Origin of the sequence: Pseudophaeobacter profundi (assembly GCF_029697505.1) — a bacterium.
In the GTDB taxonomy this organism is placed as follows: Bacteria; Pseudomonadota; Alphaproteobacteria; order Rhodobacterales; family Rhodobacteraceae; genus Pseudophaeobacter; species Pseudophaeobacter profundi.
The window spans coordinates 48,604-62,901 of record NZ_JARJEF010000012.1 but is presented as its reverse complement, the minus strand read 5'-3'; the positions used below and the strand labels follow the sequence as shown (position 1 = coordinate 62,901).

Here is a 14,298-nt window from a genome sequence, read left to right as displayed (position 1 = left end):
GCACAGACATAGGGGAGAGTAAGTATGAAATGGGATGATTTCGCAGGCTGGGGCAGCCGCATCGCCGATTGGGCACAGGACTATCACCTGACCGTTGGCGACAAGCCGGTACGCGCCCGCACCGAACCCGGCGATGTGCTGGACTCTCTGCCCCTCTTTCCACCCGAGAGCGGCGAAGACATGGAGGCCATCTTTGCCGATTTTGAAGAGATCGTGATGCCGGGGATCACCCATTGGCAGCACCCGCGCTTCTTTGCCTATTTCACCTCCAATGCCGCCGCGCCCTCGGTGCTGGCAGAATTCCTGACTGCGGCCATCGCGCCGCAGTGCATGCTGTGGCAGACCTCTCCGGCGGCGACCGAATTGGAAACGCGGATGATGGACTGGCTGCGCCAATCGCTGGACCTACCCGGCGAATTTCAGGGCGTCATTCAGGACAGCGCCTCTTCGGCGACACTGGCCGCCGTGTTGACTATGCGGGAAAAGGCGCTGAACTGGCAGGGCAACCAGCAGGGATTGTTCGCGCAGAAACCGCTGCGCATCTATTGCTCTTCCGAGGTGCATACCTCGGTGGATCGCGCCATCTGGGTAGCCGGTATTGGCCAGCAAAATCTGGTTCGGGTGCCGATCAAGGGCACATGGCGCGGCATGGACCCTGCCGCCCTGCGCGCGGCAATTGAGGCTGATATCGCCGCCGGGCTGCAACCGGCCGGGTTGATCCTATGCGTTGGCGGTACCGGAACCGGCGCCACTGACCCGATTGATGACTGCCTGCAAATCGCCGAAGACTATGGGCTCTACAGTCATATCGACGCTGCCTGGGCCGGATCAGCGATGATCTGTCCTGAATATCGCCACTACTGGCCAGGGGTGGAACGCGCCGACAGCATCGTCTTCAACCCGCATAAATGGCTGGGGGTACAGTTTGATTGTTCAGCGCATTTCCTGAAAAACCCCGATGATCTGGTGCAGACCCTGGCAATCAGCCCCGAATATCTGAAAACCCACGGCAAGGATGGCATCATCAACTATTCGGAATGGTCGGTGCCACTGGGGCGGCGCTTCCGGGCGCTGAAGATCTGGTTCCTGATCCGCAGCTATGGCCTGGAAGGCCTGCGTGACCGCCTGCGCAATCACATCAACTGGTCCACCAAACTGCACGATACCCTGGCATTAGAGCCTGATTTCGAAATCATCACCCCGCCGATGTGGTCGCTCTGGACCTTTCGTTACGCGCCCCAGGGGGCCACGGATCTGGATGCGCTGAACCTGGCGCTGGTCAATGCCATCAATGATGACGGGCGCATCTACCTGACCCAGACACGGGTCGATGGTGATCTGGTGATCCGCTTTCAGGCTGGCCAGTTTGAAACCACCGAAGCAGATGTGATGATGGCCCATACCGTAATCTGCGAGATCGCCTCCCGGCTCTAGCCGACAATCACCGTCTCTTCCCCACCGCGAACCTCTCTCTGTCGCCTTGCGACCTGGAAGGAGGCAAAGTAAGCCTTGGAGACGGGGAAGAGACACGACATACGTATTTCCCTGCAATTGACCAAAATGCGAGGCCGCCGTTAGCCTGAAGGCACAGGAGCGAGACTGCGCCAGCCCTACACATAGGCGCGCCCTCAGGGAGGAACGACATGACACGCACTTTGCTTGCAGGAATGGTCTCTGCACTGGCACTGGCTTCGGCCGCCGCTGCAGATATCAAGATTGCCCATATCTACGGCAAGACAGGCCCGTTTGAAGCCTACGCCAAACAAAGCCACGATGGCCTGATGCTGGGGCTGGAATATGCCACCGGCGGCACCATGGAAATCAACGGCGAAAAGATCGTCGTGATCGAAAAAGACACCCAGCTAAAACCAGAAAACGGCAAAGCCCTGCTGGAAGAAGCCTACGGCGACGATGAAGTCGATCTGGCCATTGGTCCGGTCAGTTCCGGCGTGGCGCTGGCCATGCTGCCGGTGGCCGAAGAATACGAAAAGATCCTGATTGTCGAACCCGCCGTGGCCGACAGTATCACCGGTGAAAACTGGAACCGCTATATCTTCCGCACCTCGCGCAATTCATCACAAGATGCTGTTTCCAGCGCCATTGCCCTGGCGGGTGACAACGTCAAGATTGCCACCCTGGCGCAGGACTATGCCTTTGGCCGCGACGGTATCGCCGCCTTCCGCGAAGCCCTGGCAGCGCAGGGGATCGAGCTGGTGCACGAAGAATACGCCCCCACCGATACCACAGACTTCACCGCAGCCGGCGAACGGATCTTCAACGCGATGAAGGATCTGGACGGCGACAAGAAGCTGTTCGTGATCTGGGCCGGCGGTGGCAACCCGCTGGGCAAGATCAATGCCATGGATCCGGGCCGCTTTGGCATCGAATTTGCCGGGGTGGGCAATATCCTCGCCGCACTCAAGGGCTTTAAAGACTATGAAGGCATGGAGGGCGGCACCTATTACTACTATGAGCTGCCCGACAACGAGGTGAACGACTGGCTGGTGAAAACCCACTTTGAACGTTTCGACGGCCCGCCTGATTTCTTCACCGCCGGGGGCATGACCGCGGGGCTGGCCGCAGTTGAGGCCATTCGCCAGGCTGGTTCCACCGATACAGAGGCGCTGATCAGCGCGATGGAAGGTATGGAGTGGGAAACCCCCAAGGGCATCATGCGCTTTCGTCCCGAAGACCATCAGGCGCTGCAGACCATGTACCACTTCAAGCTGACCGTGCAGGACGGTGTTGAATGGGCCGTCCCCGAACTGGTCCGCGAGCTGGCCATCGACGAGATGCCAATTCCGATCCGCAACCAATAGGGCGACATCGCTTTTACGACCATGGCCCAGAGCTTTGCGCTTTGGGCCATGGTTTCAGGCAAGCCGAACTGGCCCCTGCCAGTGCAGTGCCTGCCATACCCGCCCCTTTTCTCTGACGGACCGGCTGTCACCCAGGTGACGGGATGCGGCCAGAGCCACTTCGAGATCTCAATGACAGACCCTATCCTGAAAACCACAGACCTGACTGTCCGTTTTGGCGGACATGTCGCGGTAGACGCCGTAAGCTGCGCCTTTCACGCCGGAGAGCTGACCGCAATTGTCGGCCCCAACGGTGCCGGCAAAACCACCTATTTCAACCTGATTTCCGGCCAGATTCCGGCCTCGGCCGGGCGGGTGAACCTGCGAGGTCGCGACATTACCCGCGCCTCCGTGTCTGCCCGCACCAAGGCCGGCATTGGCCGCGCCTTTCAGCTGACCAATCTGTTCCCCGGCCTATCGGTGCTGGAAAACCTGCGGCTGGTGGTACAGGCCAAGCTGGGCCGGGGGTTCAACCTGTGGTCCATGGTGTCGCGCCATCAGGATCTGACGGATCAGGCCGAGGACATCCTGGCCCGTGTGCGCCTGCTGGATCAACGCGACCAGGTGGTCTCGGAATTGTCCCATGGCAACCAGCGCAAGCTGGAGGTCGCCCTGCTGATCGCCCAGGACCCGGATGTCTATATGTTTGACGAACCCACCGCCGGCATGAGCGTCGATGAAGCCCCGGTGGTGCTTGATCTCATCGCCGAGCTGAAAGAGCAAAAAGACCGCAGTATCCTGCTGGTCGAACATAAGATGGATGTGATCCGCAGCCTCGCGGACCGCATCATAGTGTTGCACAATGGCGCGCTGGCCGCCGATGGCGCCCCGGCCGAGGTCATGGCCTCGGATGTGGTTCAAGAGGCCTATATGGGTCGCGGTCTCGAAGGAATTCTCGCAGATGTCTGATGCCATCCTGACGCTGGATGGCGTCTACACCAATATCGCCCAGTATCACATTCTGCAGGGAGTCGATCTGGAGGTGCCGCGCGGCGCTGTCACCATGCTGCTGGGCCGCAATGGGGTGGGCAAGACCACCACGCTGCGCAGCATCATTGGCCACTGGCGCGCCCATCAGGGATGCATCCTGTTTGACGGGGAAGATATCACCAAACTGCCCACCCCGGCCATTGCCCGGCTTGGCCTTGGTTTTGTCCCCGAGGACATGGGCATCTTTGCCGATCTCACGGTTGAAGAAAACATGCAGCTGGCCGCCGTCAGCGGGCCGATCAATTCCGCCCGGCTGGACTGGATCTTCACCGCTTTCCCGCCGCTGAAAACCTTTTGGAAATCCGATGCCGGCACCCTGTCGGGCGGGCAGAAACAGATGCTGTCCATTGCCCGCGCCATGGTAGAGGAACGCAAGCTATACCTGATTGATGAACCCACCAAGGGCCTGGCACCGGCGATCATCTCTACCATGGCCAAGGCCTTGAAAGATCTCAAGCAGCAGGGATCATCGGTGCTCTTGGTCGAGCAAAACTTTGCCGTCGCCAAGGCCCTGGGGGACAGCGCCAATGTGATGGATGATGGCCGCATGATCTGGTCCGGCGAGATGGCCGAGCTTGGCCGCGACGCCGCCCTGCAGGAACGGCTCATGGGCCTCAGCATGGAGGCGCATTGATGACTGCCCCCCGCGCCCTGCCACGCCTTGCCCTTTGGCTCCACCAAGAAGCAGACACCCGTAGACCACCGGAGGCCCAGACATGAGCGCCGCACCTGAACATGCACCAACAATGGCCCAGGCCACCCTGGCCGACCGGGTCGGCCCCTATATGCCCGTACTCTTGGTGCCGCTGCTCGCTCTGGCGGGCTTCTTGGCGATCATGAACCCCGCAAGCTGGCTGACCCTGACCGTTTCAGGCCTGGCGATGGGCATGATGATTTTCATCATGGCCTCGGGTCTGACATTGGTCTTTGGTCTGATGGATGTGATCAATTTTGGCCATGGGGCCTTTGTCTCGGTCGGCGCCTTTGTCGGCATCACCGTACTGATGGCGCTGGGGCAAATGACCGCTGCGCCCTCGCTCCTGCTCAACCTCGGCGCCGTGCTGCTGGCTGTCATCGGTGCCATCCTGGCCACTGGCGCCATGGGCTGGGCCTTTGAAAAGGTCATTGTCGCGCCTGTCTACGGCCATCATCTGAAACAGATCCTGGTCACCATGGGCGGGCTGATCGTGGTGGAACAGCTGATCATCGTGCTCTGGGGGCCGGAAGAGATCTACTTCAACCGCCCCGAAGCCCTGAAAGGCGCCGTGACCTTTGCCGGGGCCGCAATCGAGAAATACCGCCTGGTGGCCGTTGTGGTTGGCCTTGCAGTCTTTGCCGCCATGCGCTGGGTGCTGCGCCGCACCAAAATTGGCCTGATCGTGCGCGCCGGTGTTGAAAACGGTGAAATGGTCGAGGCGCTCGGCTATCGGCTCAAGCTGGTCTTTGTCGGCGTCTTCATCGCCGGCTCTGCCCTCGCGGGCCTCGGTGGCGTCATGTGGGCGCTCTACCAAGAGGTCATCACCGCTCATATGGGCAACCACGCCATGATCCTGATCTTCATCGTGGTGATCATTGGTGGGCTCGGCTCGGTTGAGGGCTGCTTCATTGGTGCCCTTCTGGTGGGTCTGCTGCAAAACTACATCGCCTTTATTGAACCCAAGGCGGCGCTGATTTCCAATATTGCCCTGATGGTCGCCATCCTGATGTGGCGCCCTATGGGTATGATTCCGGTGGTAAAAGCAAAATGATCCGCTCTCTTCTCTCTGGCGACATGCCGCGTTCCCTGCCGCTGGCCTTGATCCTTGGCTGCATTCTGATCTGCCTCGCCCTGGCACCTTTTCTGTTTCCTGGTGTGCGCACCGTCGATACTGCCGCGCGGATCTGCATCTTTATCGTGCTGGTGGCCAGCTATGACCTGCTTTTAGGCTATGGCGGCATCGTCAGTTTTGCCCATACCATGTTCTTTGGCATTGGCGCCTACGGCGTGGCGCTCACCTCGGCCCATATGGGGCGCGGCTTTGATGCCATTGCCATTGGCGCCCTGGTCGGCGCCGGGTTTGCCGCAGCTCTGGCCCTGCTGATTGGGCTGTTCTCGCTCCGGGTGCGGGCGATCTTTTTTGCCATGATCACCCTGGCCGTGGCCTCGGCCGTGGCAGTGCTGGTCAGCCAACTCTCCGGCCTCACCGGCGGCGAAGACGGGCTGACCTTCAAGACACCGCGCGAACTGGGCCCTGCCTTCAAATTTGGCAAGGAAACGTTTGATGGTGTGCTGTTTGGCGTCAAGCTGAACGGCAAGCTCTTGGCCTATTACTTTGTCTTTATCGGCGCGCTCGTGTTGTTTTTAACCCTGCTGCGGGTGGTGAACTCTCCCTTTGGACGTGTGCTGCAAGCGATCCGCGAAAACGATTTCCGCGCTGAATCCATTGGCTATCGGGTGGTCTACTACCGGGTGGCCGCCACCTGCCTCTCGGCCTCTGTCGCGGCCCTGGCCGGGTCGCTCTATGCGGTCTGGCTGCGCTACGTCGGTCCCGATACCGTCCTGTCGATGGAGCTGATGATCGACATCCTCTTGATGGTAGTGATTGGTGGAATGGGCACGCTCTATGGGGCGATGATAGGGGCCACGCTCTTTGTGCTGGCGCAGAACTACCTGCAAAACCTGATGGGCGCTGCCTCGGAACTGGTGGCGGACCTACCCCTGCTGCCAGAATTGCTCAGCGCTGATCGCTGGCTGCTCTGGCTTGGGGTGCTGTTTATCCTGAGCGTCTATTTCTTCCCGGCCGGGGTCGTGGGGCGGCTGCGCGGAAAACGCTAAGGTCCGCTGCCGGGTCAAGGGCCGCAGATGCGGCCGCGCAGGGCGCGGTTTACCCTTGACGCGCCCCCGTTCGAAAACTTGAAACAGGCGCATCAGGGCAGACCTGCCCCTGATGGCCTTCTCAGCAGATCTTTTTCCGTGCCCGCAGCCATCGCCCGGCGCCGCGATATTTCGTGACCCACGACACCAAAGACAGCGCCGCAGTAGCGGCGCTGGGCCCAACGAAAATCCAGGGATCTTTGATCCATTGTATTTTGGGCGGGAGCCCCCCGCCGCAAGATCCACACATCACGACAGCAACGGGCCAGACAATATCGCCGTCTGGTTCAACTTGCCTGCACCGCCACCGCCCTCTGCGAAACAAAGGCGCAGACCAACAGCTGGCTCATGTGGTAGATCATCAGCGGCAGCACAATCGCCCCCACCTGGTCCGCGGCAAACAACGCGGCGGCAATCGGCAGGCCCGAGGCAAGGCTCTTGGTCGAGCCGCAGTAAAACAGGACCGCCTCATCCGGGTCATCCAACCCAAAGAGCCTGCCTGCGCCGACCATCAAACCCATGACAATCGCCAGGAAAACCAGCACCACCACCACCAGCAGGGTCAGGCTCATCGCCGGGATCTGTAGCCACAGCCCCGAAGTCGTCCCGGCGCTGAACGCCGAATAGACAATCAGCAGGATCGAACCGCGATCGACGATCATGGTCAGCAGCCTGTGCTTTTGCACAAAACCGCCAACCCAGGGACGCAGCAGTTGGCCAACCACAAAGGGCAGCAGAATTTGGGTGCCGATCTTGATCACCGCGTCAAAACTGACCCCTCCGTCGCCCTGATGCAGCAGCAGCGCCACCAGCGCCGGGGTCAGCAGCACCCCGACAATATTGGACAACGAGGCAGCGCAGATCGCCGCCGGCACATTGCCACCTGCAATGGAGGTAAAGGCAATCGAGGACTGCACCGTCGAGGGCAGAACCGCCAGGAACAGCAGCCCAAGGGTGATTGTCGGGCCCAGCAGCGGTGCAAAAATCGTTGCCAGCGCCAGTCCAACCAGCGGGAACATCACGTAGGTTGCGCCAAAGGTCAGCCCCTGCAGCCGCCAGTTCAGCAAGCCTGCGCGCACCGCTCCGGGGTCAAGCTTTGCCCCGTAGAGAAAGAACAGCAGCGCCACAGCCCAGTAGGTCACCTGCTTCAATCCCTGCGCCGCCACGCCCTGCGCGGGCAACAGCAGGCCCAGACAGACGGTGGTGATCAGCAGCAGCATATAGGTGTCGATGCCGATACGTTTGAGAAAGCTCATCTCGTTTCCTGCTCTTGTTCTCTTTGGCGTGTCGGCCAGATCCATATGTTGCCGGGCCGCGACACGGATGCCACGGCCCTACCGAATTTTGCGCAAGATGTCAGCAGCGGGGTCAGAACCCTGCGGCCTGGCCATCCTTGCGCGGATCCGAGCCGGCGGCAAAACCGCCCTGTGGTAGCCGGTGCACCAGCTGCGCACCGCCAAAGCCAAAGGCATTGTCGGGTGCCTCGATCTGCACCCGATGGCCAAGCGCCTTCAGCCCGTCCAGAAGTGCGGGCTCCATGCTTGGCTCGCAGGCCACATCCAGTCCTTCGATCATCCGCCAGCGCGGGGCGTCGGCAGCGGTCTGCACGTCCTGGCCCCACAGTTCGGTGCGCAGCAGCAACTGCATGTGGCCCTGTGCCTGGATCGGCCCGCCCATCATGCCAAAGGCCATCAGCGGCGCGCCATTCTTCATCACAAAACCTGGAATGATCGTGTGGAACGGCCGCTTGCCGCCTGCAACGCGGTTGGGGTGCCCCGTTTCTGTGGTAAAGCCAAAGCCGCGGTTTTGCATAGAGACGCCGGTGCCTGGCACCACCACTCCTGATCCGAACCCCGCATAGTTGGACTGAATGAAACTGACCATCATGCCCGACTCATCAGCCGTATTAAGCAGCACGGTGCCGCCGCGTTTTGGTGCGCCGGGGCCAAAATCCTGCGCCCTGTCTTCCGAGATCAGCGCGGCGCGAGATTTCAGGTACTCGGGGTCCAGCAAGGCCGTCTCATCCACGTCAGTCATGTGATCACGATCCGCGACAAAGGCATGCAGGTCGGCATAGGCCAGCTTGATCGCCTCGATCTGCAGATGCACAGCCGTCAGATCATCCGGGCCATGATCACGGATAGAGCTGTGCTGCAACATGCCCAGCGCCATGAGCGCAGCAATGCCCTGACCATTCGGCGGGATCTCGTGCAGTTCCACCTCGTCAAAGGCCTGGCTGACCGTACCGCACCAATCCGGCGCATGGTCGGCCAGGTCCTGCATCGTCATCGCACCGCCATTGGCCTGCGAAAAGGCGATGATCTCCTCGGCGATTTCACCTTGGTAGAAGGCCCGCCCCTTGGTGTCAGCGATGGCCCGCAGGGTGCGCGCCGCGCCGGGATTGCAGAACCGCTCGCCCGCTTTCGGGGGCTGGCCGCCCGGCATGAAGGTCGCCGCAAAGCCGGGCTGTTCACCCAGGGTTTCAGCCCCTTTGGCCCAAAGCGCTGCAATCACCGGCGAGACAATGAACCCTTCTTCGGCGTAGCGGATCGCGGGGGCCAGAACGGTGGCCAGCCCCAGCTTGCCAAAGCGCTCTGACAGCTCAACCCAGGCGCTGACCGCGCCGGGCACTGTCACCGCATCCCAGCCATGCTCGGGTATTCCCTCTGGAAAACGCTCGGGCGTCCAGGCTGCGGGCGCCCGACCCGAGGCATTGAGCCCGTGCAACTGCTTGCCATCCCACAGGATGCAAAAGGCATCCGAGCCAAGCCCGTTGCCCGTGGGTTCAACCACGGTCAGCGCGGCGGCAGTGGCAATCGCGGCATCCACCGCATTGCCGCCCTGTTGCAGGATGGCCAGCCCGGCCTGGGTGGCCAGCGGCTGCGAGGTCGCCACGACATTGTCGGCAAGCACCGGCGAGCGGCGCGACGGGTAGATGGAATTATGACGCAGATGCATCGGTGCTCCTCCCAGAGGGTTTACGGTGTTTGAGATGGCCGCGGATTGCCCAGGCAATCGAGATCACGGCAAGCATAAGAAAGATAAGGCTGATTGGTCGCGTCAGGAACAGCGTCGGATCCGCGTCGGTCATCAGCGCCCGGCGCAGATTGGTCTCGGCGATGGGGCCAAGGATCACCCCCAGCACCAGGGGGGCCAAGGAATAGCCAAGCGCGCGCAGCGTGTAGCCAGCAACCCCGACAAAGCCCAGCAGGTAGAGATCGCTCACCCGGTTGTTCAAGGCAAAGGAGCCGACAACACAGCAGACCATCACCACCGGCACGATCAGCCATTTTGGCACCTCGGCAACCCGCAGGAACAGACGCATCGACAATACCGAGACAATCAGCATCATCAGCGAGGCAACCGCCATGGCGATGAACATACCGTAGACGAGATCGGCGTGATCCATGATCAGCCGCGGGCCAACGGAAATGCCATGCACCATCAGCGCGGCCATCAGGATTGCATCCACTGCAGACCCTGGAATGCCCAGCCCGATCAGTGGGATCAGCCCGCCGCCAGCAGTGGCGGAATTGCCGGCCTCCGAGGCGACAACGCCATCGGGGTTACCCTTGCCAAAGCTTTCAGGGTCCTTCGAATTCCGCTTGGCCTGATCATAGGCAACCAGATTGGCGATCGAGCCCCCTGCCCCCGGCAGCGCGCCGATCAGCACGCCCACGACGGAAGAGCGGACAAGATTCACCGGGCGCATCAACACCTCTTTCATCACCTGCCAGGTCTGAAAGTCGATTGCACCGGTCACCAGCGCATTGCCGGACCGGACCGATTTTGGATCCTCCACCTCGGAGGTCAGTTGCGAGATCGCGAAGATGCCAATCAGCACCACCAGAAAGGGCAGGCCCGCCTGCAGCATCTCTATGCCAAAGTCAAACCGCGGGCGGCCCATGATAGGGTCGGTGCCGACAGTCGAAATGCCAAGCCCGATAAGCCCGGCCAGCATCCCCCGGATCACGCTGTCGCCCACCAGAGAGGCAACAATGGTCAGCGCAAAAACGATCAGCGAGAAATATTCCCAAGGGCCAAGCTTCACCGCGAACATCGCCAGTGGCGGTGCCGCGACGATCAGCACCAGCGTCGAGATCACCGTGCCAAAGAATGAGGCCCAAATCCCCAGCGACAGAGCCCGGCCCGGCTCTCCCCTGCGGGCCATCGGAAAGGCATCAAAGGTGGTAGCGACCGAAGATGGCGTGCCGGGAATGCCCAACAGCGCCGCCGAGATCAGCCCGCCAGTGTAGCCACCAACATAGACCGACAGCATCACCGCGATCCCCTGCAGCGGCTCCATGGTGAAAGTCAGGGGCAGCGTCAGCACAATGGCCATGGTGACGGTAAAGCCGGGAATAGCCGCAGCGATGATACCCGCGATAGAGCCCGCAAACATGTAGATCAGCGTGGCAAGCGTGAAGATCTGCACCAGGCCGGAAAGAAAGCTGTCCATATCAAAACACCCCGCGCGGCAGGAAGACGGTGAAAACCTCGGCGAACAGCCAGTTCAACCCGAAGGAAAAGACAGCCGCCACGATCACCGCAATCAGCAGCGTCGCGGCGCGACGTGGCATCAGGACCAGCTCTAGCCCGAGGATAAAGAGAAAACTCGCGAGTGAAAAACCCAGCACCGGGATCAGCACCAGATAGACAGCCAGCGCTCCCAGCGTAACGAAAACAAGGTAGCGACGCCCGGCCCAGGCCTGCGTCTGCCGAGCAAAGCGCCCATAGGCACCTGCGGGAATTTTCCGCAGCGCCTCGACGATTGCGATGACGGCCACCAGCGCGATACCGGCAAAAACGATCTTGGGAAAGGCGCCAGCACCAAGCTGTTCAAACCGCGAGGTGGGAATCGCCGTGGCCGAAACAAACAGCCCAGCCGAGGCGAGGAGGATCAGCACATAGCTTAGGAGGCGGGCGATCTCGCCTGCCTCCCCTGCCTGCTGCTTGTCATAGCCGACGTCGCTCATGGCGCGAGAACCTCGGCCAGCGACTTCACTGTCCCGTCCAGCTTTGTCAGATAGATGCGATAGTCCTCTTGGCCACGGAACATCACCGAAGAGCCCGCATTGTTGGTCTGCTCGATATAATTCTCATCCTGCGACAGCGCTTCGAGTGCGGCTTCCATCTTGTCGCGGGCCTGCTGCGGTGCCCCCTTTGGCATCACGATGCCACGGGTCACCAACAGATTGAGATCAGAGCCAAGTTCGACAAAGGTTGGCACATCGGGCACCTCTTGCACGCGCTCGGGGGTGCCGACGGCAAGGAACTGCAGGTCGCCATTGTCGACAAACTGCTTGGACGAGGCGATATCGCCCATGGCCGCATCAAGGTTGCCACCGACGAGGGCACGGATGCGTTCTCCGGTGCCTTCATAGCCAACATATTGGAATTGCAGCCCATAGGCCTGTTCAATCATCGCCGCGTGCAAATGCGGCAGACCGCCCAAAGTCACGCCCATGGTGATCGCACCGGGGTTTGCCTTGGCATAGGCAAGGAATTCCGCAAAATCCGCATAGTCTTCGGTCGGGTGCACCACCAGATACTGCGGCGAGGCGGTCATCAGCGCGATAGGTTCAAAATCGTCCCAGGAAAGGTCGGTGATGCCAGCCTCTGTGGCAACAAGAAGGCCCTCATGCACCTGGCTGACGGTATAGCCATCTGCGGCACGGCGCGAGGCCTCGCGCAGGCCAACGGTGCCACCAACGCCGGGCATGTTGATGATCGGCATCTCAGTGCCTAGGTGGTCAGCGATATTGCCTGAAATCAAGCGCATCAGCGTGTCAGAACCACCACCCGGCGACCAGGGCACGATGAATTCGACCGGGCGCTCGGGGTAGTCCTGCGCGCTGGCCGGAGCAGCAACCAAAGTGGCGGCGGCAAGAAGGGCGGCAAGGCCCGTGCGGAGTTTCATGGGGAGGCTCCCTGTGTTTCGGCCAGCGGTTCATCCGCCGACGATGTATTGTCCGACAGGGTTAACACAAGTCAGACGCTCACAAAGCGCGTAATTCTTGCCATTATGTTCAGCATTACTTAACTTACAGGGATGGACACACGTCAACTTGAAACCCTTCTCGCCATCGAACAGCATGGCGGTTTTGCTGCGGCAGCGCAGGCGATCAACATCACCGCCTCGGCGGTCAGCCAGCAGGTTTCTGCGCTTGAGGTCGAGCTGGGTGCCGAATTGTTCGACCGATCACGCAGACCGCCGGTGCTAACCGCCAAGGGCGCAGAGCTGTTGCGCGCCGCCCGGCAAATTCTGCGCATCGTGACCGAAACCAAATCCTCGGTTACTGGAGGGCATGTCAGCGGCACGCTTGCATTTGGCACCCTGCGCACCGGGGCCAACTCGTTGGTGCCCAATGCGCTGGCCACCCTGCAGGGGCGATACCCCGAGCTCAATTTCCGCCTGCGTATTGGCATGTCCGAAGAGTTGATGAGAGAAGTGGTCTCGGGGCAGCTTGATGCTGCGCTGGTCTCCGAACATGTGGCGGTGCCGCCGGGCCTGCGCTGGACCGAGGTGCTCAATGAACCGCTGGTGGTGATTACCCCACCAGGCGTCGGCGGCATGACGATCCACGAGCTGCTTCGCGACGTGCCCTACATCCGCTATCGCCCGCAGGTGCCGCTGGCACGCCAGATCGACACTGAAATCGCCCAGCTTGGCATCGTGCCGCGACAGGTGGTGTCGGTCAACACGATGACGGTGGTGGTGGGCTGCGTACGGGCCGGGATCGGCTTTGCCATCATCCCCTATGTCGTGTTGCAGGATTCGATCACTGCTGCGCTTGACTGGTTCCCCTTTGGCACGCCACCGACCCATCGTCGACTGGGCGTCGTCAGACGCCCCACCACCAGCCGGGACGAAGTGCTGTCAGAACTGATCGCCGCGCTGATCCAGCATGGGCAACCGCGCGACCATTGTGACTGACAAATCCGCCCGCCGAATCAAGGGCAGCACCCCGACTGGCCGCATCGCCCCCTAGCTGACAAAGCAGGCGCTAAACATGCAAAAACGGCGCCGTTCTGGCACCGTTTTGAACCTCATTGACTGCAGTCTAGACCCTGCACGGCCAATGGAAAATCGAGAGAGAGTAGGAGGGAATGTGGTTTAGTGCTGAAACGGCTGTGCAGCAGCCATCGGGCGTGTCGGGGCCTTGCGCACCGGGCGCACCCGCTTGAAGCGCTGTTCCAGATCTTTGTAGGGAAAGCCCAGAAACGCGCAGGTGCAGATCCCTACATGGCTCTGTGCATCAAAGAGATGCATATGTCCCTTGGTGCGTTTCATATAAAAACCCTTGGCCTGTAGCCCGCCGCGCAGTTCAGACCAGGTTGTGGCGTCTTGGAAGTGCGGCGTCAGCAGAATGCGCAGCTGGATTGCCATTTCGGTATCCATGCGATCCTGGTCACTGGCGCTGGACCACGCGGTCTGCTGCATGGCTGCATCACCGGTTGTATGGGTTTCGCGTTCAAAATCTTTCGAGTACATGGCTTACGTCCCCTTTTCATATCCCACCCTTAGGATATTAGGTTTTGTGGCCAGATTTGGGCACCCCTGCAAAAGAATGGGGGCCACCTCATGCGAAGCGG

The 14,298-nt window shown here is 60.9% G+C and carries 13 protein-coding genes; 7 read left to right on the top strand and 6 right to left on the bottom strand.

The genetic code is table 11. The annotated features are described in order from the left end of the window. Positions 1-24 precede the first annotated feature (24 nt). From P2081_RS16840 to P2081_RS16815, 6 genes are all read left to right on the top strand, one after another. Positions 25-1,434, top strand: a complete 1,410-nt coding sequence (locus P2081_RS16840; protein WP_278924033.1) for a pyridoxal phosphate-dependent decarboxylase family protein — start codon at positions 25-27, stop codon at positions 1,432-1,434. 209 nt (positions 1,435-1,643) lie between these two features. After that, positions 1,644-2,819, top strand: a complete 1,176-nt coding sequence (locus P2081_RS16835; protein WP_278924032.1) for a substrate-binding domain-containing protein — start codon at positions 1,644-1,646, stop codon at positions 2,817-2,819. Positions 2,820-2,990: 171 nt separating this feature from the next. Continuing rightward, entirely contained in the window at positions 2,991-3,767 is a 777-nt protein-coding gene (locus P2081_RS16830) for an ABC transporter ATP-binding protein (RefSeq protein WP_278924031.1), read from the top strand. Further along, positions 3,760-4,482, top strand: a complete 723-nt coding sequence (locus P2081_RS16825; RefSeq protein ID WP_278924030.1) for an ABC transporter ATP-binding protein — start codon at positions 3,760-3,762, stop codon at positions 4,480-4,482. Before P2081_RS16830 ends, P2081_RS16825 begins: the two co-directional genes overlap by 8 nt. 82 nt (positions 4,483-4,564) lie before the next feature. Then, positions 4,565-5,596 (top strand): branched-chain amino acid ABC transporter permease, encoded by a 1,032-nt coding sequence (locus P2081_RS16820; RefSeq protein ID WP_278924029.1) that lies wholly within the window; start codon positions 4,565-4,567, stop codon positions 5,594-5,596. Then, positions 5,593-6,663 carry a branched-chain amino acid ABC transporter permease gene (locus tag P2081_RS16815; RefSeq protein WP_278924028.1) on the top strand — a complete coding sequence of 357 codons (1,071 nt, stop codon included), beginning with the start codon at positions 5,593-5,595 and terminating at the stop codon, positions 6,661-6,663. Before P2081_RS16820 ends, P2081_RS16815 begins: the two co-directional genes overlap by 4 nt. Positions 6,664-6,989: 326 nt before the next feature. Here the strand turns inward: P2081_RS16815 and P2081_RS16810 are convergent, their stop codons facing one another. The 5 genes from P2081_RS16810 to P2081_RS16790 all read right to left on the bottom strand — a co-directional run bounded on the left by P2081_RS16810 (position 6,990) and on the right by P2081_RS16790 (position 12,622). Beyond that, positions 6,990-7,958, bottom strand: a complete 969-nt coding sequence (locus P2081_RS16810; protein ID WP_278924027.1) for a bile acid:sodium symporter family protein — start codon at positions 7,956-7,958, stop codon at positions 6,990-6,992. Positions 7,959-8,070: 112 nt separating this feature from the next. Next, entirely contained in the window at positions 8,071-9,660 is a 1,590-nt protein-coding gene (locus P2081_RS16805; protein ID WP_278924026.1) for a gamma-glutamyltransferase family protein, read from the bottom strand. Beyond that, a complete protein-coding gene (locus P2081_RS16800) occupies positions 9,644-11,161 on the bottom strand; it encodes a tripartite tricarboxylate transporter permease (RefSeq protein ID WP_278924025.1) in 1,518 nt (505 codons plus the stop codon). The genes P2081_RS16805 and P2081_RS16800 overlap by 17 nt, the downstream gene beginning before the upstream one ends. 1 nt (position 11,162) lies before the next feature. Continuing rightward, entirely contained in the window at positions 11,163-11,678 is a 516-nt protein-coding gene (locus tag P2081_RS16795; protein WP_278924024.1) for a tripartite tricarboxylate transporter TctB family protein, read from the bottom strand. Further along, positions 11,675-12,622: a Bug family tripartite tricarboxylate transporter substrate binding protein gene (locus P2081_RS16790; protein ID WP_278924023.1), complete on the bottom strand. Its 948-nt coding sequence runs from the start codon at positions 12,620-12,622 to the stop codon at positions 11,675-11,677. The genes P2081_RS16795 and P2081_RS16790 overlap by 4 nt, the downstream gene beginning before the upstream one ends. 132 nt (positions 12,623-12,754) lie before the next feature. Here P2081_RS16790 and P2081_RS16785 point away from each other — a divergent pair, with 132 nt between their 5' ends. Next, positions 12,755-13,639 carry a LysR family transcriptional regulator gene (locus P2081_RS16785; protein ID WP_278924022.1) on the top strand — a complete coding sequence of 295 codons (885 nt, stop codon included), beginning with the start codon at positions 12,755-12,757 and terminating at the stop codon, positions 13,637-13,639. 180 nt (positions 13,640-13,819) lie between these two features. Here P2081_RS16785 and P2081_RS16780 read toward each other — a convergent pair whose 3' ends face one another. Beyond that, the gene (locus P2081_RS16780; protein WP_278924021.1) at positions 13,820-14,197 is read right to left on the bottom strand and encodes an aspartate-semialdehyde dehydrogenase; all 378 of its coding nucleotides are present in this window, start codon (positions 14,195-14,197) and stop codon (positions 13,820-13,822) included. Positions 14,198-14,298: the final 101 nt, after the last annotated feature.